At 54.7% G+C, this 23,540-nt stretch carries 23 protein-coding genes and 3 pseudogenes; 23 read left to right on the forward strand and 3 right to left on the reverse strand.

Annotated features, from left to right (window positions below):
* From Q0C48_RS13455 to Q0C48_RS13470, 4 genes and pseudogenes are all read left to right on the forward strand, one after another.
* Window positions 1–828: pseudogene (locus tag Q0C48_RS13455) on the forward strand (IS21 family transposase); the annotation flags it as partial.
* Window positions 829–845: 17 nt separating this feature from the next.
* Window positions 846–1,604, forward strand: coding sequence for an IS21-like element helper ATPase IstB (gene istB / locus Q0C48_RS13460; RefSeq protein WP_291525189.1), 759 nt, complete (start codon window positions 846–848; stop codon window positions 1,602–1,604).
* Between the two features lie 106 nt (window positions 1,605–1,710).
* Window positions 1,711–1,878 carry a hypothetical protein gene (locus Q0C48_RS13465; RefSeq protein WP_291525191.1) on the forward strand — a complete coding sequence of 56 codons (168 nt, stop codon included), beginning with the start codon at window positions 1,711–1,713 and terminating at the stop codon, window positions 1,876–1,878.
* A gap of 12 nt (window positions 1,879–1,890) precedes the next feature.
* Window positions 1,891–2,043: pseudogene (locus Q0C48_RS13470) on the forward strand (hypothetical protein); the annotation flags it as partial.
* Window positions 2,044–2,584: 541 nt separating this feature from the next.
* On the opposite strand, the pseudogene Q0C48_RS13475 reads toward Q0C48_RS13470, so the two are convergent.
* Window positions 2,585–2,773: pseudogene (locus Q0C48_RS13475) on the reverse strand (IS5/IS1182 family transposase); the annotation flags it as partial.
* A gap of 192 nt (window positions 2,774–2,965) precedes the next feature.
* On the opposite strand from Q0C48_RS13475, the gene Q0C48_RS13480 reads away from it, so the two are divergent.
* From Q0C48_RS13480 to motB, 4 genes are all read left to right on the forward strand, one after another.
* Window positions 2,966–3,400 (forward strand): flagellar export chaperone FliS, encoded by a 435-nt coding sequence (locus tag Q0C48_RS13480; RefSeq protein ID WP_291525194.1) that lies wholly within the window; start codon window positions 2,966–2,968, stop codon window positions 3,398–3,400.
* 71 nt (window positions 3,401–3,471) lie between these two features.
* Window positions 3,472–3,975: a flagellar basal body-associated FliL family protein gene (locus Q0C48_RS13485; RefSeq protein WP_291525196.1), complete on the forward strand. Its 504-nt coding sequence runs from the start codon at window positions 3,472–3,474 to the stop codon at window positions 3,973–3,975.
* A gap of 15 nt (window positions 3,976–3,990) precedes the next feature.
* Window positions 3,991–4,851, forward strand: a complete 861-nt coding sequence (gene motA, locus Q0C48_RS13490; protein WP_291525198.1) for a flagellar motor stator protein MotA — start codon at window positions 3,991–3,993, stop codon at window positions 4,849–4,851.
* A gap of 7 nt (window positions 4,852–4,858) precedes the next feature.
* Window positions 4,859–5,788 (forward strand): flagellar motor protein MotB, encoded by a 930-nt coding sequence (gene motB, locus Q0C48_RS13495; RefSeq protein ID WP_291525200.1) that lies wholly within the window; start codon window positions 4,859–4,861, stop codon window positions 5,786–5,788.
* On the opposite strand, the gene Q0C48_RS13500 is transcribed toward motB, so the two are convergent.
* Entirely contained in the window at window positions 5,780–7,036 is a 1,257-nt protein-coding gene (locus tag Q0C48_RS13500; protein ID WP_291525202.1) for an EAL and HDOD domain-containing protein, read from the reverse strand. The genes motB and Q0C48_RS13500 overlap by 9 nt on opposite strands.
* A gap of 1 nt (window position 7,037) precedes the next feature.
* Window positions 7,038–7,577, reverse strand: coding sequence for a protoglobin domain-containing protein (locus Q0C48_RS13505; protein ID WP_291525204.1), 540 nt, complete (start codon window positions 7,575–7,577; stop codon window positions 7,038–7,040).
* Between the two features lie 451 nt (window positions 7,578–8,028).
* Between Q0C48_RS13505 and Q0C48_RS13510 the strand changes: the two genes are divergently transcribed.
* The 15 genes from Q0C48_RS13510 to Q0C48_RS13580 all read left to right on the forward strand — a co-directional run bounded on the left by Q0C48_RS13510 (window position 8,029) and on the right by Q0C48_RS13580 (window position 23,488).
* Window positions 8,029–9,333 carry an OprD family outer membrane porin gene (locus Q0C48_RS13510; protein WP_291525207.1) on the forward strand — a complete coding sequence of 435 codons (1,305 nt, stop codon included), beginning with the start codon at window positions 8,029–8,031 and terminating at the stop codon, window positions 9,331–9,333.
* Between the two features lie 114 nt (window positions 9,334–9,447).
* Window positions 9,448–10,380 (forward strand): methyl-accepting chemotaxis protein, encoded by a 933-nt coding sequence (locus tag Q0C48_RS13515; protein WP_291525209.1) that lies wholly within the window; start codon window positions 9,448–9,450, stop codon window positions 10,378–10,380.
* 24 nt (window positions 10,381–10,404) lie between these two features.
* Window positions 10,405–10,776 carry a response regulator gene (locus tag Q0C48_RS13520; RefSeq protein WP_215876878.1) on the forward strand — a complete coding sequence of 124 codons (372 nt, stop codon included), beginning with the start codon at window positions 10,405–10,407 and terminating at the stop codon, window positions 10,774–10,776.
* Window positions 10,776–11,108, forward strand: a complete 333-nt coding sequence (locus tag Q0C48_RS13525; RefSeq protein ID WP_291525213.1) for an STAS domain-containing protein — start codon at window positions 10,776–10,778, stop codon at window positions 11,106–11,108. Before Q0C48_RS13520 ends, Q0C48_RS13525 begins: the two co-directional genes overlap by 1 nt.
* Window positions 11,105–13,306, forward strand: a complete 2,202-nt coding sequence (locus Q0C48_RS13530) for a chemotaxis protein CheA (RefSeq protein ID WP_291525215.1) — start codon at window positions 11,105–11,107, stop codon at window positions 13,304–13,306. The genes Q0C48_RS13525 and Q0C48_RS13530 overlap by 4 nt, the downstream gene beginning before the upstream one ends.
* 22 nt (window positions 13,307–13,328) lie before the next feature.
* Window positions 13,329–14,951 (forward strand): methyl-accepting chemotaxis protein, encoded by a 1,623-nt coding sequence (locus tag Q0C48_RS13535; RefSeq protein ID WP_291525217.1) that lies wholly within the window; start codon window positions 13,329–13,331, stop codon window positions 14,949–14,951.
* A 10-nt stretch (window positions 14,952–14,961) separates the two neighbouring features.
* A complete protein-coding gene (locus tag Q0C48_RS13540) occupies window positions 14,962–15,489 on the forward strand; it encodes a chemotaxis protein CheW (RefSeq protein WP_291525219.1) in 528 nt (175 codons plus the stop codon).
* 9 nt (window positions 15,490–15,498) lie between these two features.
* Window positions 15,499–16,302, forward strand: a complete 804-nt coding sequence (locus Q0C48_RS13545; RefSeq protein ID WP_291525221.1) for a protein-glutamate O-methyltransferase CheR — start codon at window positions 15,499–15,501, stop codon at window positions 16,300–16,302.
* A gap of 3 nt (window positions 16,303–16,305) precedes the next feature.
* The gene (locus Q0C48_RS13550; protein ID WP_291525223.1) at window positions 16,306–16,875 is read left to right on the forward strand and encodes a chemotaxis protein CheD; all 570 of its coding nucleotides are present in this window, start codon (window positions 16,306–16,308) and stop codon (window positions 16,873–16,875) included.
* 45 nt (window positions 16,876–16,920) lie between these two features.
* Window positions 16,921–17,973: a chemotaxis response regulator protein-glutamate methylesterase gene (locus tag Q0C48_RS13555; protein WP_291525225.1), complete on the forward strand. Its 1,053-nt coding sequence runs from the start codon at window positions 16,921–16,923 to the stop codon at window positions 17,971–17,973.
* Entirely contained in the window at window positions 17,970–20,798 is a 2,829-nt protein-coding gene (locus Q0C48_RS13560) for an EAL domain-containing protein (RefSeq protein ID WP_291525227.1), read from the forward strand. Before Q0C48_RS13555 ends, Q0C48_RS13560 begins: the two co-directional genes overlap by 4 nt.
* Before the next feature lie 100 nt (window positions 20,799–20,898).
* The gene (locus tag Q0C48_RS13565; RefSeq protein WP_291525229.1) at window positions 20,899–21,690 is read left to right on the forward strand and encodes a PilZ domain-containing protein; all 792 of its coding nucleotides are present in this window, start codon (window positions 20,899–20,901) and stop codon (window positions 21,688–21,690) included.
* A gap of 19 nt (window positions 21,691–21,709) precedes the next feature.
* Window positions 21,710–22,093, forward strand: a complete 384-nt coding sequence (locus Q0C48_RS13570) for a DUF2802 domain-containing protein (RefSeq protein ID WP_291525231.1) — start codon at window positions 21,710–21,712, stop codon at window positions 22,091–22,093.
* Window positions 22,090–23,199 (forward strand): flagellar hook-length control protein FliK, encoded by a 1,110-nt coding sequence (locus tag Q0C48_RS13575; RefSeq protein ID WP_291525233.1) that lies wholly within the window; start codon window positions 22,090–22,092, stop codon window positions 23,197–23,199. Before Q0C48_RS13570 ends, Q0C48_RS13575 begins: the two co-directional genes overlap by 4 nt.
* Window positions 23,192–23,488 (forward strand): EscU/YscU/HrcU family type III secretion system export apparatus switch protein, encoded by a 297-nt coding sequence (locus tag Q0C48_RS13580; RefSeq protein ID WP_291525235.1) that lies wholly within the window; start codon window positions 23,192–23,194, stop codon window positions 23,486–23,488. Before Q0C48_RS13575 ends, Q0C48_RS13580 begins: the two co-directional genes overlap by 8 nt.
* Window positions 23,489–23,540: the final 52 nt, after the last annotated feature.

Consider the following 23,540-nt stretch of genomic DNA (forward strand, 5'->3'; position numbering starts at 1 on the left):
GGTCTATGGGTGAATGACTGTCGGAATGACAGACAGTTGATGACTTACAAGAAAGCCAAGGTCGAGGTCGGCGTGCAAGTGGTGGAGCGCTGGATTCTGGCGCGGTTGCGCCACTTCCAGTTTTTCTCGCTGCTGGAACTCAACAGGGAAATCCGCCGCCTGCTGGAGGACCTGAATCAGCGCCCCTTCAAACGATTACCCGGCAGTCGTAAAAGTACCTTCGAGGCCCTGGATCGGCCCGCCCTCAAGCCTCTGCCAGTGCAGGATTATGCCTTTGCGGTCTGGAAGTCCGCCAAGGTCAGCATCGACTATCACGTGGCGTACCAGGGGCATTTCTACTCGGTCCCCTACCGCCTGGCCGGGGAGCGGGTGGACCTGCGGGTCAGTGCCCGGGCCGTGGAGATCTTCCATCAGCAGCAACGGGTGGCCAGCCACCTGCGGGAGACGGATCAGGGTCGCTACACCACCCTGACGGAACACATGCCCAAAGCCCATCAGCGGCACAGCGCATGGACGCCGGGACGGCTACTGAACTGGGCGCTGTCCATTGGTCCTGCGACCCGGGACGTGGTGCGCTGGCAGTTGGAGAGCAAACCCCATCCCGAGCAGGGCTATCGTTCCTGCCTGGGCCTGCTCAGCCTCTCCCGTCGCTATGGGAAAGCCCGCCTGGACGCCGCCTGTTTCCGGGCACTGAAGGTGGGGTCCCCGACCACCCGTAGCGTCCAATCCATCCTGGAGCAGGGGTTGGATCAAAACCGGGAATCCTCCCCCAAAACATCCCCTCTGCCCGAGCACGACAATATCCGCGGACCCCGCTACTACCATTGAACAGGAAGAAAAATCGAATGTTACAGCAACCCACTCTGAATGCCCTGCGCCAACTCAATCTCCACGCCATGGCCGAAGCGCTCGACGAACAATGCCGTCTCCCGCAAGTGCAGGATCTGCCCTTCGAGGAGCGTCTGGGACTCCTCATCGACCGTGAACTCTGTGCCCGGGACCAGCGCCGCCTGACGCGCCTGCTGAAGCTGGCCCATCTCAAGCAAAATGCCTGCGTGGAAGACATCGACTATCGCGGTTCCCGGGGACTGGATCGATCCCAAATCGCGGCGTTGATCCAGCACACCTGGGTTCGTCAGGGGCATAATCTGCTGATCACCGGCGCCACCGGTACCGGTAAAACTTGGCTGGCCTGTGCGCTGGGGCATCAGGCCTGTCGTCAGGGCCTGAGCGTGCGTTATCTGCGCTTACCACGTCTGTTTGAGGAACTCCGGATTCGTCACGGTGACGGCAGCTTCGGGCGTTATCTCAGCGCCCTGGCCAAGGTCGATCTGATTATCCTGGATGACTGGGGACTGGCCCCCATGGGGGCGGAAGGCGTTCGGGACCTGCTGGAAATCATCGATGACCGGGTGAACCAACGGGCCACGCTGATTACCAGCCAGTTACCGGTCAACCACTGGCACGAATATCTGGGTGAACCCACTGTGGCCGATGCCGTACTGGACCGGCTGCTGCAAAGTGCGCACCGACTGGAGCTGAAGGGGGATTCTCTGCGGCGTCACCGTGACGGGCGCGACACCCAAAAAGTTGACCCATCGTGACCACCCGTGCTTAAAATTACTACGACCAGAATGTACGCTTTTCGGGGGTGCCCACGATCAGTGAAATGGCCGCCCACGATCAGTGAAATGCGCAGGAGGCATGGCGATGGCGCGTACCAAGGCACAATTGTCCGCAGGCGCCCGTCTGGCCGACTACCTGGCGGTGGGCTATCTGGCGATGCGGTGTCCCATTGGAAAAGTCCGGGAGACATTGGCGCAACAAGGTCTGGAAAGCCAACGCCGACGTGGGTTGCCACATGACGTACTGATCTAGTTTGTACTGGCGATTGTGTTCTATGCCAATGTCGCCTACGAGGAGGTCCTCCGCTTGGTGATTGAGGGGCTGCGGCCTTTGCTCGGAGATGAGGGCTTGATGCAGAGCACGGTCAGTAAAGGGGCGATCTCCCAGGCACGAGGGCGTGTCGGTTCAGGCCCGCTGAAGGCGTTGTACCAAGAGCAGATCCAACCGCATGGCTCACAGGGGATGCCAGGCGTGTTTTATCGCGGCCTGCGGATCATGGCCATCGACGGCTCCACCTTGGAGGAGAGTGCGGTGATCGCCACCCATTCCCGGCGTATGGGACGCGATAAGACCATCACGGACCCCCAGCACTGCCTCAGTATGCTGGAGCGTAGGCCCGGGGCCCTGCGCAATGGCTTACCCTTCCAGAATCTGCCACGACCCATCACTGCGACATTCTGGAGACCGGAAACGATTCTTACCGGTTCAAAAAACGCCGCAGCCACCCCTTCTAACCCTGGTCAAAATTAGACGCCGTTACCTGGTCATTTTTAAGCGCTGTTTGACACTCCCCAAGGAGGGGATGTACCTGGATACGCTGCAGATCAGCGCGTTGCTGGTCGGTGAGGTGTGGGGCCGTCATGCCCCGATTTATACAGAAGGTGTTGGACTTTGTCCAGAAAAACGGGGATTCCGCCGTTAAGTCATGAAGCTAGGATGCGAGAGTGCCGTGGCCCTGGTAGACCAGTATCGCCAGCAGGGTAGTCGGGTGATAGGCCTTGCAGCCCCGGCCGGCATATTGCTGAACCAGGCGGGACACATCCAGTTCCTCAATCACCTTAACGATAAAGCGGGCGAGGTGTCCTTCAGGGAGCCAGTCTTGAGGAGAAGGGGGCAGGAGGTAGCTCGTCTTGCGGTCGGGATCGATAAAGTGGGCCGTATTTCATTCATCACATTGAATTATAAGTAATTATACGAAAATTCAACGCAAAGGGCCTGACCGGCTGCTAGTCACGCCTTTATGGGCAGGGTAGTGCCGCTCGCCTTGCACCGTCTACCATTTCAGTTTTCCCTGTGACGTGCCGTTATTCCTTTTGAGAAAAAACGGGAGGAAAGTGTTATGCAGCAGATACCCAAAAAATCAGCGCAGGATTTCTCTACAGCAATGCCGTATTTTACGGCCGATGGCCTTGTTTTTCTAGGACTGGAGGGTGTTGAAAAATATATACACAGGATTCGACGGGCGTTGGAGCGTCGGGATTTCGCCGCGAAGCAGCGCGCGATGGAGCGGGTTCAGCAGGTCGTTCAGCATCTGTTGGTCACTCTGGACGACAATCTCCCATCCCCCCACCTGCGGCGCCTCGATAGTCTCTATCGGTACCTTTTGCTGAAACTAGCGTATATAAATTTATTCAATGATATACAGGAGATTGCCGGATGCGCCACGATCCTTGGCGACCTGCGTTTGGAATGGTCAGCGATTTTTCATCCTTCCGAAAGGAAGGATTTGCGCAGGTTGAGCCAAGTCGACTTGGCAAGATTTTTACTTGGCTGAACGACAAGGATCGGGTATATAAGCGTTAGGTAGAAGGTCAGTTCTCTCAGATATCGACAGTCAAGGAAGTCATGGCAGAAGAAAAGAAGCCGGGGAAAAGCAGTCGGGTGATCATCCTCATCATTGCGATTGTTGTGTTGCTCATCGTCGGGGCAGGGGGCACTTGGTGGTTTGTCCTGCGCCCAGCGACCGTGCCCACGCCTGCACAAATCGCCAAGGAAAGGTTGCGGGATACCAAGTTTATTGATCTCGGTTCTCTCGTCACCAACCTGCAGAGCAGTGACGGCAGCACGCATTATATTCAGGTGCAAATACAGTTGAAAACCTATAATGCTGTCGTCGAAACTTCAGTAAAATCGTTTATGCCCGAAATTCGTAATGGTATTTTGATGCTGCTCAGCGCCCAGAATGCTGACAAGGTCAGTGAGCCCGCAGTGCGTGATCAGTTGCTGCAAGAGATAAAGCAGCAAGTGAATAAGACGTTGGAGACCGACGGAGGGGTACAGAAAGTGCCTCTGACAGAGAAGAATCCGCCCATTGCCGACGTTTACTTTGCCAGTTTCGTTGTCCAGTAAGTAGATGATGACATCATGTTTTTACTAATCGGTTATGTAATTGCTCTGGGCGCCATTTTTGGCGGATTCACGTTGGAGGGTGGACAACTCGCCGCCCTTGTCCAGCCCTATGAATTGCTCATGATTGGCGGCGGGGCATTCGGCGCGTTTTTCGCCGCCACTTTTCCGAGGACTTTTAAATCAGTATTCAAAGCGTTACCACGGGCATTCAAAGGTTCTAACTATACCAAAGCCGTCTATATGGAGCTGCTCAGTTTGCTCAATGAGCTGTTTGCAAAAATCCGGCAGGGCGGATTGATGTCTATTGAAGGCGATGTGGACGATCCGCAATCCAGTGAGCTCTTTAAAAAATACCCTCGTATTCTCGCTGACCATCATGTTCTAGAGTTTATTACGGACTATTTGCGGCTTATGGTGGGTGGAAACCTGGGGGCATTTGAGATGGAAAACCTCATGGATGTGGACATAGATACGCATCATCGTGAGCAAGAAATTCCTATCCACGCATTGATCCGCACCGCGGATGGTATGCCAGCGTTCGGGATTGTGGCGGCGGTGATGGGCGTGGTGAATACGATGGGCTCCGTGGATAAGCCACCGTCCGTATTGGGCGAACTGATCGCCGCCGCACTGGTGGGTACTTTTCTCGGCATTCTGCTGGGTTATGCTGTTGTATCGCCGTTGGCGGCACGCCTTGAAGATCGTGCTGCTGAGGCCAGCAAAATGTTTGAGTGTATCAAAGTTGCCTTACTGGCGACGATGAATGCCTACCCCCCGCAGGTGGCTGTCGAATTCGGACGCAAGGTGCTTTATTCGACGGAGCGTCCCAGTTTCCAGGAGCTGGATTCACATTTGCGTGATTTGAAAGGCAAGTAGCGCATTTATGGCCGCTGACGATAAAACCAAACCGATAGTCATCAAGCGTATCAAAAAAGGCGGTGGCGCTCACGGCGGTGCGTGGAAAATTGCCTACGCTGATTTTATTACAGCGTTGATGGCGTTCTTTCTGCTGATGTGGCTCTTGGGATCTACCACAAAAGCGCAATTGCAGGGTATTGCCCAGTGGTTTAAAAATCCTGAGCAAGTGTCGCTGATGGGCGGGCCGGGTAGCGGATCATCCAACTCGATCCTGCCTGGTGGTGGGAGTAATTTGAATAAAACGGTCGGGGAGGTGCAGCGGGGTCAGAAACGGCAGGTCATGGCGAGTAATGAAACACCGGTCAACCGCGCAGAGCGTATTGATCGACACAACCTCGAACAGCTCCAGAAGGCGCTGGATGCGCAAATTGCCAGTAAACCGGCACTGGCAGCGTTCCGGAAACAGCTGCTCATAAACATCACCCCGGAAGGGTTGCGCATTCAGGTCGTGGATAGCGCTAAAAGATCTATGTTTTCCAACGGGAGTACCATACTGGAGCCTTACGCCCACGCTATTTTCCAGGCTATCGCGCCGACTCTGAATGAGTTGCCCAATCAGATCAGTATAACTGGCCATACCGACGCGTTGCGTTATCTCAATGACGGGAAGGGCTATAGTAACTACAATTTATCCGCAGGCCGGGCGAACGCGGTGCGGCAGACCCTGGTACAAAGCGGGCTGGATGAAAGCAAGATCCTGCGTGTTGTCGGTATGGGCTCGGCGGTGCTGTACGTTCCCAAGGAGCCGAATTCTCCGCTGAATCGCCGAGTAAGTATTGTCGTGCTCAGTCAGGAGGCAGCCAGACGTATTATTTATAATCAGCAGGCAGAAAATAATGTGACATCATCTGATGCCGCGGAGCATGTCTTAACAAAAGCGGGTACCTTATTTTAAAGTCGCTGCCCAAGCCATGGATTCCAGCGACATGTTGGTGATGTCTGTTACCGATAAGCCCAGTGCGTGACCGGCATTTCGCACCGCCTCGATATCACCATTCTCGGCCGCTTCGACGATAAGAAGCAGCATGCCATCCTCCCCCTCATGCTGCAGTATGGCAGCATGCATTTCCCGTGAGAGTCGCAACTCATCCAGCAGTTCAGGCAGCGGTTGATTGAAGCAGGCATCCAGCAGGGAGAGCATACCCGCTAAAAATGAGCGATGCAGTGCCAGTGGTTGCGCATCCAGTTTAGGGGATCGCTCGCGAAGCAGCTCAGCAAGGCGTGCGCGGGTCGCGGCCATCGTCAGCAATGGCGTTTTACGCGCACCTTGGCTGGCAAAAAGTAACAGCGTTAGCCAGCGTTGCAAGGGTTGCCTGCCCAGTAATATGAGCGCACGGCGTATACTGTCAATTTCCTGACCCCGTGTCAGCCCTGCAGAATTCAAATAACGGAGTAACTGAAAAGACAAGCCGGGATCGCGGCGAAAAGTTTCTTCAATATCACCGACTGGATTCTCCTCGGCAAGCATGTTTAACAGGTTGAAGATGGTAAGTTGATTGGCAGAAAGACTCCTTCCACTGATAATTTCCGGACGCATGAAATAGTAACCCTGGCTATAGTCCACCCCCGCCTCAAAGCAGCGTCGCGCCATGATTTGGGTTTCAACCCGGGTGGCGATAATGGTTGGAGTATTGGCCATATCGGCTTTGCGAATTAGTTGTATCCACGCTTCCCATTCCCTGGGTTCATTGAAATAGGTATCTATTTTGACAAAATCCACCACCTTGAGTAAGCCGATCTGCCATGGCGCTGCTTCAAAACGGTCCAAAGCGAGGCGAAAGCCACGTTTGCGCAAATTGAGAATATTGTCAATAAACTCCCGTGTTGGCGCTTCGATAATGGTAAACTCTGGGATTATTTGTGTGGCTGGAAAAAGTTCTAAACTTTTTTCATCAAAATTGCTGTTGGTAAAGTTAATAAAGGCTGGTTTTCCGCCGAGTAACTGTTCGATATTGAATACGCTGAATGTTTTTATTAGCACTCTGGCCGAACAGAGAAACGGATCCTCCAGTGGTCCGCTGGCCTCTTCTCTCGCAAATAGTTCATAGCCAATTACCTCGCCATGACGATTCAGAATGGCTTGGCGGGCAACGAGTTCTTGGGCAGCGTCGGGCGCGGGTATGTTGGCAATTTTTGAGTTCATTTCATACCGTCATGAGGCGATCTAACAAGGTTTTCGAGATGCCTGTTACTTCCAGCAGGCGTGCCGTATAAGCGCGGTCCGTGAGATACTGACAGAGATCCAGCATGCGCAGGATGGCTGCCGTTAAAGCGCCGTCGCCGTATTGTTGGGAAACGCCGTGGGTCCCTAATAATTGCGGCAAAGCCGCTCGCAAAAAGCTCATGGCAAAGGCGGTATACAGCGGCGGAATGCGTTTCTGTACATTATTGCTGCCCTCTTGATGCTGGGCTTCCAGAAACTGCTGATCGTGCGGACCGGTGAACAGGTTGCCGAGCCAATGGGTCAGATGTTGTGGAAAATCCTGATGTGCAGTCGCGAGCCTCTGCTCCACTTCAGGGACGGCCTTGAGGTGCTGAAGGAAAAGGACAACGACTTCCGGCAGCAGTGCCAGCGCCTGGGGCGCAGCAGACTGAATGAGATGCACATCCGTCTCTTTCAGCCCTGCCATCTGCACAAAAATCGCCAGGTTCTGATCTTTGTTCACTATTTCTAAGAAACCCATACGCTCTACCCTCTAGTATCCCACTGATGTTTTACTTTGGTCTGCTGAGATTACACGATATCGGCAAGATTGCCAGAGGTCCATCGGAGACGCTAAAGTTTTGGGAAGTTGTGTCGTAAAGTCGATGGACGTTTCCGTTGTCGGAACCCCCTGGATGATTAGGGCTCGATGGAATCCCGTCCCGGCGAGCGGCTTAACAACGTCGGTTGGATCGTATGGAAGGTGCGTTTGTGGTTGCGGAAGCGATTCTGCCCATGATCGCGCTGATCTGTACGTATCGACGTTTCATAATGCGGCTTTTGCGCGCCAGGTTTGGTGCGGCACCACGACTTTAATGGTCTGTACCAGGCACGCCAACCCAATATGCCTAGTAGAAAATCTCTTGATTGAAAGCGTCGTGTTAAATATGTCGGAATATGTGGATATAAATCTGGATACTGAAAGTTGAGCCATGTTACAGAAAAATAGATATTCAATTATAATGGGTGCCTGTTACATTTTCGCCATACCCAGCTTCGCGCAGGCCGAAGCGCCAAAAAATTTCATCCAGAAAAGTGGCATTAGTGGAACTATACGCTCTTGCTACTTCAGCAAACTCTATGGTGCCGCTGCGGAAAACAACATGGATGCTTACGCTCTGGCCGGTATTCTCAACGTCAAAACCGCTCCCTTTCTCGGAGGCTTTATTTTAGGCGCCAGCTTCTTCACTACCAACGATTTGGGCACACACGGTAATAATCCCAAGCATGTTGACACTACATTGATGGGCATTGCGTCTTCCATTAATGCACTGGGGCAAGTTTATATTCAGTATGTAAGACCTCACCGTCTGCTGATTCGCATCGGCAACCAGATGATCAACACGCCGTGGATGGGTCCCCGCGATTCACGCATGTTGCCGCAAACCTTCCAGGGCATATTTGCCCGGTTCACCCCTGTTTCTGGATTAAATCTGGAGGCCATGCGCATTTTCCGCTGGAAAAGTCGAACCTCCGGCGATTACTACAAAGATAATTTGTATTATGACACAAATTATTACAACGATCCCCTGTATGACGTGACCGCCGTATTACCGAAAAATGCTGGTGAGTTTCAGGGTACGCTGGCCTTCGGCGCGACATATAAAGCGAGGAATGCAAATGTTCAGGCTTGGTATTACAACTTTTACCAGTTTGCGCAGTTGTTTTATGGTAGTGCCGCCTATACCCTAAAAACGGGTGCGGAGTTTTTTCCCTTTGCTGCCGTGCAGTATATGCGGGAATGGCAGGTAAATTCGGTCTTCCAGAAATATGATGCCAAACTCTTCGGGCAATCTGGTGATGTAAGTGCGACACTGTGGGGTGGCAAAGTGGGTGTAAAAATCCCTGGTGGTAAATTGTTTGTGGCATATAACGCCCTTACTCCTCATGCTGGCTCCTTTGGTGGGGGTGCCATTATCTCACCCTATGGCAATTATAAGGCCACTTACTCGTCGTTCATAACGGACAACCTTCTGGCCTTTGGTCCCGGACATGCGTGGCGCGTTGCTGCAAGCTATCGACTATGTCAAAGGCAAATTATTTTAATGGTCGGATATGTCCACTTTAATACCAATTATGAGGGTAAGACCCACGGCGTTTACCTAGATATGACCTATGTCCCCAAGGTGCTTAAAGGATTTACTGTCCGTGATCAGGTCGCTATCGATAATGGTTTACAGGCCTATGCAGGCAGATCCTTCATCTACAATCGGATGATGTTGCAGTATGCCTTCTAAAGGGTTCATTGATGGGACGGGAACCGAGCCTGATCCGGAGTCGCTAAAGTTTTGCGGAGTAGTGCCGTAAGGTTGATGTACCTAATTTCTTACGCAACGAATACAGAGAATAAAATGACGGACAATCTCCCTTTAGATCAGGTGCTTGAGCAGGCGTTTCAGGTGCTGGCGTCCCAGATCAAATCTGGTCGGACACAGATGGAACAAGCAGTTTCTGACATTATGAGCCGCTTCGTCAGGCTCCATGAGCGTCTGGGTAATGCCGTGCGCGCCTCACGCGGCGCGGCGCAGGCCGAAAGAGGAGATCCGGATATGGGCGGTTTGTTCCGCACCAGTGAGGCGGAACTTCTGGGTGTACTCCAACATATCGGCACGGCTACCCAGCAGCATGAGGCGCAGCAACAGGTGATATCGGCACTTTTGTCCCAGATCAATACGTTGGAGCGTATGGCGCAGGATGTGGGAGAAATCGCCTCTCAGACAACGTTGCTCGCGCTCAACGCCGCCATAGAAGCGGCTCGCGCTGGCGAGCATGGCCGCGGTTTCGCCGTGGTAGCCGATGCAGTGCGCAAATTATCCACCCGCTCCAAGGACACCAGCCAGCAAATGAGCGAGAGCGTTAAAGTCATCAGCACGGCCATTCGTGGTGTGGTCGCGCAAACGGCAACGGCTATTCAACAGGAAAGGCAATTCCTGGCCAACGCAGAGCTGTCTATCCGTAGCGTATTGCATCGCTTGCAAGAAATGACGGGCCGCCTGTCCGAATCCGCGGATATTCTGCAAAGCGAGGCACAAAAGATCGCTGAAGAAATGGACCAATTATTGATCGCCCTGCAATTTCAGGATCGTGTCAGTCAGGTGCTGGGACATGTGGAAGAGGGGATGAGTGATCTGCCGTCGCACTTGGCACAAGGAAATCCCGGAGGTGGGATAGACGAGTGGTTGCAGGCGTTGACCAGCAAATATACGACCCGTGAAGAACATGCCATTCATCATGGAGAAGGCAACGCGGCCCCGGACGCCGGCCAAGACATCACTTTTTTCTAAAATAGCGCGCAAGGAGTTCGCGAAATGGCAAAAACAGTTCTCGTAGTCGATGATTCCGCATCCTTGCGGCAAGTGGTCAGCATTGCGCTGAAAGGCGCAGGTTATGAAGTCATCGAGGCTTGTGACGGTGTAGATGGTCTGGCAAAACTGGGCGCAGCAGCCAAAGTCCATCTCATTATCAGTGATGTGAATATGCCCAACATGGATGGCATTACCTTCGTCAAGGAGGTTAAACAGAAGCCGGAATACAAGTTCACGCCGGTGATCATGCTTACCACTGAGGCGGAAGAAGAAAAAAAACTCCAGGGACAGGCTGCTGGCGCAAAAGCTTGGGTGATCAAGCCATTCCAGCCTCAGCAGATGCTGGCCGCGGTAGGCAAGCTGATTTTGCCTTGATGACTATGGACATTGAGCAGGAGCAGCAGGGTGCCAATCTGCAAATCCGGTTATCCGGCGATCTGGATATTTACGCGGCGGCATCCTTGCGTACACATCTGCTGACCATGCTCCAGCAGCATCATGAAATTGAACTGGTATTAAACGAAGTGGCTGAAGTGGATGGGGCCGGTTTGCAAATGTTATTGGCAACTAAAGCCGAAGCTCTGCGCCTTGGTGTGATTCTGCGACTCACCGGACATTCAGTCGCTATGGTTCGGGCACTGCAGTTGTGCCGTCTGACGGCCTATTTTGGTGATCCTGTTATTCTGACGCGGGAGATGGCCGGATGATTGATCTTGATCCACAAATGGCGGCAGCACTACAGACTTTTTTTGAAGAAAGTCGTGAATTGCTACAGGACATGGAAAATGCGCTGTTGTTCATGGAGGATGCGGGCGCTGATTCGGAACGTATAAACGCAGTCTTTCGGGCGGCGCATACCATCAAGGGTTCTGCTGGCCTGTTCGGACTGGAAGAGGTAGTGCGTTTTACCCATCGCCTGGAGAATCTGCTGGACCAAATCCGGTCGGGAATTACGGAGCTCACGCCGGTGCGCATCACTTTGCTACTTTCCTGTGGCGACCATATCGCGGGCTACTTGGACCGAATTGCCACTGAGTCGTCATTGGATCAGAGTTTTCTTGCGGAGGATTTGCGGCTGCTCGGAGATCTCGCGGCCCAATTGGGCTCCAGCCCGATAGCGAGCACAGTACCTGCGACAGCACCGGCGCTTGCCCCGACAACGTTGGCACCAACCGTATCCCCTTTCACCGAACCAGAGTGCAGCAATTCGCCTGATTCGGTGCAAACGGGCAACTGGCATATTTCCCTGCGTTTCGGGCTCGACACATTTCGCGATGGCATGGACCCTCTTTCTTTTTTGCGCTATCTGGAGCAGATCGGCGAAATTGTTGGGATCGTTACCCTGACCGACCGCCTGCCGCCACTATCCGAGATGGACGCAGAAAGCTGCTATCTGGGTTTTGAAATCAGTTTCAAGAGTTCTGCCGACAAGGCAAAAATTGCCGATGTTTTTGATTTCGTCAAAGAATCCAGCACGATTCACATCCTTCCGGCACATAGCCAGATCACTGCTTATCTCCAGTTGATTCAGCAATTGCCAGAAGCCGATAAGCATTTGGGCGAGATTCTCGTCGCTGTAGGCTCGTTGACGCCAGAGGAGTTGAAAGGAGCGCTCGCCTTACAGGATTCGTCGAGCCAGGGCGGTCAGCATCAACCACTCGGCGAGATTCTGGTGGCCCAAAACATGGTGCAGGAGCCTGTGGTACAGGGCGCTCTGGAGAAACAGCAACAACAGCGCGAACATCAGGTAGTCGAGCGCCAGATGTTGCGTGTACGTGCTGCCGATCTGGATCAACTGGTGAACCTGGTCGGGGAACTGGTCATCGCCAGCGCCGCCAACAGTCTTTATGCGGCGCAGAATAACGCCGAGGAACGGATCGAATCCGCCGCTCAGGTGGCGCGCCTGGTGGAGGATATCCGCGATGGTGCTCTGCACTTGCGAATGATCGATGTAGCTGAGGTCTTTCAGCGTTTTCCGCGTGTGGTGCGGGATACTGCACGGACTCTTGGCAAGGATATTCGTTTGGAAATCAGCGGCGAAGGGACGGAACTCGACAAGAGCATGGCGGAAAAAATCACCGATCCGCTCATGCACTTGGTGCGCAATGCCATGGACCATGGTATTGAGAGTGCGGAGCGTCGTCACGCGCTCGGCAAACCGGCTCAAGGCTGTATCAGTCTGCATGCCTGTCATGATGCCAGCGGCATTCTTATCGAGGTGCGTGATGACGGCGGCGGACTCAATCGCGAGAAAATTCTGGGCAAGGCCATAGAAAAGGGGCTGGCCACTCCAGAGCAACAACTCAGTGACCAGGAAATCTACGCGCTGATATTCGCCCCCGGGTTTTCCACAGCCGACCAGGTGAGCGACATTTCCGGGCGAGGGGTGGGGATGGACGTGGTGCGTCAAAACATCGAGGCTATCCGTGGCAGTATCGAAATCCAATCCACTCCCGGTGCAGGAAGCACCATGCGCATCCGTCTGCCACTCACCTTGTCTATTATCGACGGCTTTCTCGTCAAGTTAGCGACGGATACCTTCGTCATCCCCTCTGAGTCCGTGGAGGAATGCCTGGAATATCCGGAACAGCAAGGCACTGTCGGATATATGGTGTTACGCGACCAGGCTCTGCCGCTACTACATTTGACGAGAGTTTTTCGGTTTGATGCCCAACCCGAAAAACGTCGCAATGTCATTGTCGTGCGTCATGGTCAAGATCGGGTTGGCATGGTAGTCGGGGCTATCCTCGGCAATCAGCAGACGGTCATCAAGCCGCTCGGCAAGTTGTTCGAACAGGTACCGGGGATATCCGCAGCGACCATCCTCGGTAATGGCGACGTCGCCCCCATTCTGGATATTCCGGCGCTGATTCACCATCACACTTCCGCAAAACACTCCCACTGACTTACACCAAGAGGAATTCATTATGCTCGGGAATATGCGTATCGGTTTGCGTTTAGGCGCCAGTTATGGCGCAGTCATCATCCTGCTGATCCTTCTGGCGGCAACGTCGATTGTGCAACTGCAGAAAATTAAGGGCGATGTCGATAGCATTACCGGCGTGGCGTGGCCCATCGCCGATCACGCCAATGAACTCCACGTTGCGGTCCTGGCCATGGCCAGTGACTGTCGCGATATGTTTTTAAGCCAGACTCCCGGGCAACGTGCCGGAGATCAAAAGAATATCCGAAATCTGCAATCAAGGAGTCAGGATATTCTGGCGGTCCTTCATGAGGAGGTTGCCCAGCATCCCCAGGATAAATTGCTGGTGAAAAAAATCCAAGGCCACATGGAAAAATACGATTCCGGGTTAAAGGGCTGCTTTCAAGATGCGAATCCTATTACCGCCTTCACCCAGTTTCAACAACAGGTGGTTCCCCAGGAAACCTTGCTCCGCACTGAACTGGATCGGCTTGATAAAGCCTTAGCCGTCCGTTTTGTTACGGCATCGCAGCAAGGCAATGCGGACTATGTCAGCGCCCGTGATCTGTCTATCGGGATCAGTGTTGCCGCTATTCTCATGGCGATGTTGATGGGTTTTTTCCTGACCCGTTCCATTACCCGACCATTGAATGAGGCTGTCGGGGTGGCCGAACAGATTGCCGATGGTGATCTCTCCATGCAGGTGGTATCTCGGACCCGCGATGAAACGGGACGCTTGATGGCGGCGATGGGCACTATGGTGGAGCGCCTAGCCCAGACCATCGGCGAGGTGCGTAGCGCCGCAGACAATCTCTCCAGTGCCTCTGAGCAGGTGAGCGCAACCTCTCAGTCGCTCTCTCAGGCCGCCTCTGAGCAGGCCGCCAGTGTCGAGGAGACTTCTGCGACGCTAGAAGAGGCCGCAGCTTCCATCAAGCAAAACGCGGAGAATGCGCGGGTGACCGACGATATCGCGACTGGTGCTGCTAAAGAGGCGCGTAGCGGCGGTGACGCAGTCACCCAGACGGTGCAGGCTATGAAGAATATCGCTGATAAAATTGGAATCATCGACGACATCGCTTATCAGACCAATATGCTGGCACTCAACGCCGCGATCGAGGCCGCCCGTGCTGGTGAACATGGCAAGGGCTTCGCCGTGGTCGCCGCTGAGGTACGTAAACTGGCGGAGCGCAGTCAGGTAGCGGCACAGGAAATTGGCGCACTGGCCAGCAGCAGTGTGCAGGTGGCGGAACAAGCCGGCAGCGCTCTGACCGCTCTGGTCCCGGCGATCGGCAAAACCTCTGACCTGGTGCAGGAAATCAACGCAGCATCCAATGAACAGGCGGCCGGCATCGATCAGATCAACTTGGCGGTGGGGCAACTCAATCAGGTTACCCAGCAAAATGCATCCGCCTCTGAAGAGCTGGCGGCGACGGCAGAGGAGATGAGCGGACAGGCCGAACAGCTTCAGCAGTTGATGGCGACGTTCCGACTACGCACGAATGGGGGCGGACATTCTGCCAAAGCCAGTGTGCATAAAGCCTCTGCGGGGGGCCCGGCGCCCCTCCAGGGACGTGGACACGACGTAGCGCCAGTAAGTGCTGACAGCCACGATTTCGTCCGCTTCTGAGGAGGCGTCCATGAATATGCTGCCAGCAGGAGACGGTACCGCCCAGGTTGAACGTTGGGGAGGGCAATATCTGATTGTCCAGTTGCAGGCGGAATCCTTTGGTGTGGATATTACGGCGGTGCGAGAGATCATCGCCTATGTCGTTCCTACCCAGATTCCCATGATGCCGACTTTTGTGGTGGGGGTGATCAACCTGCGTGGTCAGGTAGTGCCCATCATCGACATAGCGCGCCGTTTCGGACGTCCGGCGACTGCCATTCATAAACGGAGTTGCATTACCATCGTGGATCTGCAGGAAGGGGAGTCACGACAGCGCCTCGGCGTCATCGTCGATGCCGTCAATGAGGTGCTGGAGTTCTCAGAGGAACAGATAGAACCAGCGCCGCAGTTTGGTGCCGGTTTGCGCACCGAGTTCATCCGGGGTATGGCCAAGGTGGCTAATCAATTCATTGTCCTGCTGGAAATGGAGCGGGTGCTCTCCCTGGACGAGATGGCCGAACTCGCCGCGATTGCTGCCGATGCGGCGGCCGGTCCATAGACCATGTTGATGACCACGCCCGTATCCACCTTGTCTGATGCCGACTATCGACGTATCCAGGCTTTTTTTCAGAAAGAGGCTGGGATTACCCTCGGCCCGGCCAAGAAGCCGCTGGTGATGGGGCGATTGGGAAAGCGCCTGCGGGCACGAGATTGCCATAGTTATGATGCCTATTTGCGTCTGCTCGACAGCGAGGCGACTGAGCGACAGCAGGCCGTGGATCTGCTCACGACGAATGAGACCTACTTCTTTCGGGAGACCAAGCACTTCGCCTTTTTGAGTGAACAGATTATCCCACAGCGGGCTAACCAGTCGGCGCTTCGTATCTGGAGCGCCGCCTGTTCTTCCGGCGAGGAGCCCTACAGTATCGCCATGGTGTTGGCCGAACGCCGCGGCCGCGGTTGGGAAATTCTGGCCTCGGATTTGAGTACTCGTATGCTGGCTTCGGCTGCGCAGGGTATTTACCCCATGGAACGTGCCGAGAAAATCCCTAAAGCCTATTTGAAGCGCTATTGTCTGCGTGGTGTGGGCCGACAAGAGGGATCATTCAGTATCGTGCCGGAGTTGCGCAAGTCGGTGAAATTTTCGCAAATCAACCTGAATCATCCGCTGCCTGCCGTGGGGGATTTTGATGTGATTTTTTTGCGCAATGTGCTGATTTACTTTGATCCGCCCGCTAAGGAGGCCATTTGTTTGCGCCTGCTCGCGCACCTGCGTCCCGGCGGATATTTTTTGGTGGGACACTCCGAAAGTCTCAATGGTATCGTCGATGGTCTGCGCCTTGTTCAACCGGCGGTCTATCGGAGGGATTGACGCATGGGTATCGTGGAGATATTTCTGCAACCGGGAGAATGGTATTTCGGAGATCGGGATACCCGTATCGGCACCCTGCTCGGTTCCTGTATCGCCATTACCCTCTGGCATCCCCGTCTGCAGGTGGGCGGAATGTGTCACTTCATGCTCCCTAGTCGAGGTAGTCCGCGCCCGGCAGCGGCGTCTCTGGACGGTCGGTACGGCGATGAGGCGGTGGCCGCGCTGATGCAGGAGTTGCGCCAGCAACGCACTCATCCCAGTGACTATGTGTGCAAGCTATTTGGTGGCGGTAATATGTTTCGCCGACAGCCTGGCAGAACCATTATGGACAACGATAAGGCGATAGGCACCGCCGTTCACCGCGAGTGCTTCCAATGCCATATGCCGGAAACCTGCGCTGATATCTCCTGTAAAAATGTGCAGGCAGCAAAGCAATTGGTCCAGCAGGCTGGTTTTGGTATTGCCACCTCGCACCTTGGGGGACAAGGTCACCGCAGTCTTTATTTTGAAGTATGGTCGGGTGCGGTGTATTTGAAATTCAGCGGGCGAGGTGCTGCTATCCATGCGGGTTAATAAACAGATAATTATTGAGCTAAACTTCTTGTGAAGAAAATACAAGTGTTCATTGTAGACGACTCCGCAGTCGTGCGGCAGGTGCTGCAAGCGGCCCTGACGCAAGACCCGGATATCGCCGTACTGGCGACCGCCCATGACCCGATTTTTGCCTGGGATCGCATGCAGCGCCAATGGCCCGATGTGATCATACTCGATATCGAAATGCCGCGTATGGACGGCGTGACCTTCCTGCGCAAAATCATGGCGGAACATCCCTTACCCGTAATCATCTGTTCCAGTCTGGCGGAATCTGGGGCGCAGATTACCTTGAATGCCTTGTCTGCTGGCGCCGTACAAATTATCCAGAAACCCCATTCCGGCCTGCGCGACTTTTTGCAAAAAGATGCGCCAGAAATCATTCAGGCGGTCAAGGCTGCGGCGCGTGCCAACCTGCGTAATATTCGTCCTGCACCTGCCGCCAGTTTTGCTGCCACCACTGCTGTTGCTTCCGATGTGTTGCTACAGAAGAGCACGGAAAAAGTCATTGCCATCGGCACCAGTACCGGTGGCACACAGGCACTGGAAGTGCTGCTCCGTGCGCTCCCGGTAACGGTTCCGGGGGTGGTGGTGGTGCAGCACATGCCGGAAAAATTCACCGCCGCCTTTGCCGCCCGCCTCAATACGATCAGCGCCCTGGAAGTGCGTGAAGCGTGTGATGGTGACCGGGTTTTACCTGGCCGCGCCCTCATCGCGCCAGGTGGTAAGCACATGCGTTTGATACGCAATGGTGCCCAGTTTGCGGTGCAGGTGTTTGATGGCCCCTTGGTGAAGCATCATCGTCCCTCCGTCGATGTGCTCTTCCGCTCCGTGGCGCAGGTGGCGGGGCGGAATGCCTGGGGTGTCATCATGACCGGCATGGGAGATGATGGCGCGCAGGGGCTCGCCGAGATGCACTGCGCCGGCGCGCGTACCATTGCCCAAGACGAGGCGAGTTGCGTGGTTTTCGGTATGCCTAAAGAAGCCATTCGCTTAGGCGGGGTGGATGAGATTCTCCCGCTGCAGGGTATTGCGATGCGCCTGCCGCGCTTCATACCGGTAGGTGGAGGCAAAGCGTGAGCAGCAAGATGATAGCTCCGGATACTCGGTCGGTGGATATCACTCCGCAAAAGATGGCGGCAATGATTTCGGCAGGGCTTCGGGCCCAAAGGCGCCAAGCCCTTCTTATGCTGGGGATTGCTTTGATCTTTATGATGGTGGCGGAGCTTACTTACTCGAACAGCCAAGACTGGCAGCATCGGCTCGTGCAACGGGCGGCGTTCAGTGAACAACAGGCCGGACAGAAATTGGCTGACAGTGTTGCCATAAATTTGGCCGCGATGTTGCAGGTGCATGTCAGCGACTTGAGGTTTTTGGCGGGGCTTCCGGAGAAAGAGCTGACCGCGGATATGGTGACGCACTTTGACAATGTGCATACCTGGCTTGCCAATGTATCGTGTAATGCGCAAAAGCCTACCGCACAAATTCCCTCAGATGATTATCCCTTGAAGCTGAGCGATGATGTGACTGAGGCGTCCGGGATGGTAAGCGCCTTCCACGGAAGCATTGGTATACCGGGCATTTCCGCAGACGGAATTTTACACATACCCATGAGCGTGACTGCGCACCATCCAGAATCCTTAAAGGGGTCTGGTATCTCCGTTTGCTCCGCTGATTTATTGTTTGAGAATCAGCATATCATGGACTCTTCCAAGGCTGATCATATAGTGCTACTGCTGGATAACCTCCACCGGGTACTCGCCGTCTGGCGCCAGGGGCACTGGTCATTGCCGGACGGTTCATTATCAGGAAGGTTGTTTGCGCATATCGATCTTCCAGTGGTCGGAACCCCTTGGATGATCAGCGCTCGATGGAATCCCGCCCCAGCGAGCGGCCTACAAAGTCAGTTGAATCGTATTGGCGCGTGGACGGTGCTGTTGATGGCCGCTGAAGCGATTTTGGCCATGATCGCGCTGATCTGGAGGTATCGACGTTTTATGGAAGCTCGTTATCAGCGCGTGCATCAGGCATTACAGGAGTTAATGATGGAGAGCACCTGTGTGCAAGATTTCTACGCAAAAATGGTACAGATCAGCGTATTCGCGTCGGGCGCCCTGGCGGCCTATGTGGCGGTGCCGGATCACGCTAGTGGAAAGCTGCCGGTAAACGCCGCCCACGCTCAGAATCCCCGGTTGCAGGAAATTCTGGGCAGTCTGCCGCTCTCATTAGAGCCCGATGTGTTCCCATGGGGCCAGATGTCGCCGTGCCTGGCATATCATCGCAAACGGTCCGTGGATCTACGTTCTTCCCATGTTTTCGGAGTGATGACGCGGGTCATTCGGCAGTATCCCGAACTGCGTCATTTTCGTGAGGTGATTGCCTGGCCGATCCTGCTGTCCGGTGCAAAAAATCCTTGCGCAATTTTCGTGTTGAAAATCACCCGAATTAACCGTTGGTTTTTTGGAAAAAGCCTGATCGCCCATTGGGAGTCGCTGCTGCATGACGTAGAACGTTACCTCGAACGATTAGAAGCACATAGTGATCAGGAACGCCTGACACAAACGGATATGCTTACCGGTCTGCCTAATCGGACCCGTTTTTCCGAACAGGCCGAATGGTTGTTGCGCGCAGTGGAGCATGAACCCGTATCCTGGGGTATCGCTGTATTGGATCTTGATTTCTTTAATGAAATCAATACCTCATATGGCCCTCATCAGGCCGATAACTGTTTGCGGATGATTACCCGCAATCTCGGGGAGGCACTGGCAGGAAAAGACGCGCTCCTGGCGCGCATCGGTGGTGATGAATTCGGCATCATGATACCGGTCACGGAGACCAGGCAGATTGCTGACATCAGTCCGCAGCTTTTGCTCGCGGTAACTGCGGCAGCGCGGGGCGTACTGGATGCGCCGCTGTCCACCTCTATCGGATGGTCATTTTTTCCTCAGGACGGGCAGAATGTTCATACCCTCATGGCTCAGGCCGATGAGGCTATGGTCGAGGCGAAAAAGGCAGGCGGAAACGAATACCGGGTTTATGGCGGTGCCGTGGCACGGCGCGCGGTACAGCGGCTTTGGGTGCATCGTTCCTTTCCCAAGGCCATAGAGCGTGGAGATGTCCATTTTTTCCTGCAGCCCAAAGCCGATATGCTCGCCGTCCGGCTTACCGGCGTCGAAATGCTGGCCCGTTGGCGCTCCGTGGAAGGGCGTTGGATTTGGCCGGGTAAATTTATGCCGTACGTCGAAGAAAACGCGCATTTGATCCGTTTGCTAGGTATTCGAGCCTTACAGGAGGCTGTGCGCCTGCGCGAGCGTATGCACGACGAGCATTTGTCTCTGCAAATCTCCATCAACATTGGTGCCAAGCATTTTTTGGATCCCGCTTTTATTGGTGATTTGGAGACACATTGCCCGGATGGCCGGGGGATTACGCTCGAAATAACGGAAACCGCTTCGGTGACGGGCAGGAAATCTGCCCAACCCATCATGGAATGGTGTCAGAATCGTGGTTTCGCGCTGTCCATGGACGATTTTGGTACCGGATATTCTTCATTGCTGTCGGTGGCACGCCTGCGCTTTAATGAACTTAAGCTGGACCAAGGCTTTATTCGTGCCTTCCGCAAAGACGTGGCCAGTTTCGGTGTTGCTGGAGCCAGCCGGTTGCTCAGCCAGATTGCGCAATGCGATCTGGTAGCCGAAGGGATTGCTACCCCCGATGAACTGCATTTGTGGCTGCTTCTCGGTGGACGCTACATACAGGGGTATCTGCTGGCGCCGCCGCTCCCTGAGAATGCTTTCTTCACCTGGCAAAACTGGTTGCTGCCTGCGATTCTGCGGCCTACCCCTGTCATCGCCCTACAGGATATGGCGGCTTTGTGGCAGCAGTTGCAACAGGAGGATGTCTGACGGGACAGGTCGACCGAGTACTGCTAAGATGACACAAAACAGGGTGCTGGGGTGACACGCAGGACCGGTTAGAGTCCGGCCGGGAGGTAGAGGGGAAACGATGACGGAACAGATTCATGAGGTCCGCCAGCACCTCTTTGCTGATCGCTATCGGCTCAGCTCTTGGCTGCATGCGACCAATGTCTTGGCGAGACTCCTTCGGGATCATATTTTTTGTACCTTGTGGCTGGATGATCAACCTGAGAGTTTCAATACGCTACTGTTCGATATGCAGGAGGAACTTCTCTGGGTGGATGTTCCGCTCAATTTTCCGCAGAACGTGCGCCCGGAATGGCCCGTTACGATTATCACCAGCGTTGATGGTCTGGTTAGCGGATTCCGCAGCAGGATAGTTCGGGTGGAAAAGGATGCAATCGTGATCCGCTACCCGGATGCCCTTTATCAATTGCAGCGTCGTCAGTTATACCGGGTCCCGCCGACCGTGCAGGATCCAGATCAGGTAGAGGCATATCGGCAGGGCGCGCAGATGATTACCGGACGGATGCAGGATATCAGTGCAGGTGGCTTGCGCATGCTTAGCCGTCGTCCAAAAGATTTTCCCTTTCAGCCGGGAGAGCGGATACCGCAACTCATCTTCGGTATTCGTGACAGTGCGCCACTGCGTATGCCAGCTATCGTACGCTTTGTGGATACTTATGCGACGGATGTCTCCGGTGTTATTCTGGGGCTCGCGTTTCTGGATCCAACCGCCGCAGATCAGGAAAAAGTCGCGCAATATGTGCAGGCCCGTGACCGGGAAATCTTACGTTTGTTGAGCATTGGTTTACGCAGTTCTGCCAAGGCAGAGCCTGTGTCCTGGACAGGCCGGATCAAGCGCTGGTTGAAAACATGATCACCAAGGATGAATGTTGATGTGGTTTCTTATGCTGGTTCTTGCGCTGATTATTATTGCTGCCCAAGCGATGTTGTGGCGTTTGCAGCGTCGCTTGCTGACGAATCTGCAGGTTTCTCAAGCGCGTGTGCAAGCGCTGGAGGAGACCGTGAGGCGCATTACCGTCGGCCAGACGACAAAAAAAACGGATGCTTCCCACGCTGTGCACGATACCGATGACGGAGGTTTCAAGGTCCTGTCACGGCCGACAGAGGAGAGCGAGGAGAAAGAAAACCGTTATCGGCGTGCCCGTGTGTTAGCCGAGTCGGGGCGTGACGCCTGCTATATTGCGAGCGCCTGCCAGATCGGTGAAGAAGAGGCGGAACTCCTGATCCGCCTAAACAATCGGCCGTCGCAAAAATGACGCCTTCCGCCAGCACCCTGGCGCCTCTGCGTGTTGTTGGCGCGGTACTTATTCCAAATGCGGCACCAGCGCTTGCGAAAACCATAACACCCGGCACCCTCCTGGAGGGACGGGTGTTACAAAGCGCCAATGCGCAGACGCTCATAGCGGTAGCGGGGAAAACGCTGGCCTTTCAGTTGCCCGGCCAGTGGGCAGCGGGACAGCGCTTGCAGTTGCTCTATTTGGGAGGCCGTTCCCGTCCCGCCTTTTTGCTCACGACCTCGGCAGCAGCATCGTTGCCGGATCGTGTGGGCTTGTCGAGTACAGCGCAGTCTCTTCTGGGTTTGTCTCCAGCCGAGAGTGGCAGCGGGCTCCGCAGCTTACAGCCATTGCTGCCGCAGCCACCCTCAGAAAGTGCCCCGCTCGCGCAGATGTTGCAGCAGTCCATAATGCAGAGTGGGCTCTTTTATGAAAGCCACTTGGCGGCTTGGGTGCAGGGCCAACTGTCACTGCAAAATCTGCGCGCAGAGCCACAGAATGCGTCCTTATCGCCGGTGATGCTGCCGGTGCCAGAAGGTCCTTTGCCACAGACGACACTGGTGAGCCAACGTCCTCGAGTGGAGGTGTCTGCGCTGGTGGCCAGCCAGACCCCGGAACACGTCTTACCCGATCGTGTCGCGGGGGCGATGACGTACACGCAGATTGCCGATTTGGGAAAGTCGGCTATCCGCTATGAGTCTGCATCAATGACCGGAGATCTTGCCGGCCTTGTGGGCCGCCAGATTCAGGTGCTGAACCAGCAGCAGATCACCTGGAGCGGCCCGGTTTGGCCGGGGCAGTTCGTGCAATGGATAGTCAGCCGACGCGAGGAGCATTCGGGAGAGAATGTCCACTCACCGATGGCGACGCCGGAGACAGTGCCGCATTGGGATAGCACATTGACGCTGCAAATGCCTCATTTGGGGAATATTCAGGCGAAGCTGCATTTGCATCGCGATATGCTGAGCTTGGCCATCACTGCGGATCAGGCGGCAGCTTTAATAAATCATTGGGGGGATTTAAAGGCGGCTTTGCGGGCGCTGGGCCTGCGCGTAACGCAGCATGAGATCCGCGCATTCGATGGATAACAAGCCAGAAAACCCATCCAACGCCGTGGCCTTGCGCTATAGTGGCAAGGATTCGGCGCCCATTGTCGTGGCGAAGGGGCGGGGATTGGTTGCTGAACAAATTATCGCGAAAGCCCATGAGGCAGGAGTTTTCGTGCATGAATCCAAGGAACTGGTGAGCTTGCTGATGCAGGTTGATCTCGACCAACAGATTCCGCCACAACTCTATCAGGCCGTCGCAGAAGTTCTGGCATGGGTTTATCGCATAGAGCAGAACGGGGCCAAGAGTCCCCAAGATCATCTGAAATAGTGGCGCGACGGACTGCGGAGCAGTTGACCAGGGGCAGGAAGGCAAAGGCTCG

Source organism: Acidithiobacillus sp. (genome assembly GCF_023255755.1).
GTDB lineage: Bacteria > Pseudomonadota > Gammaproteobacteria > Acidithiobacillales > Acidithiobacillaceae > Acidithiobacillus.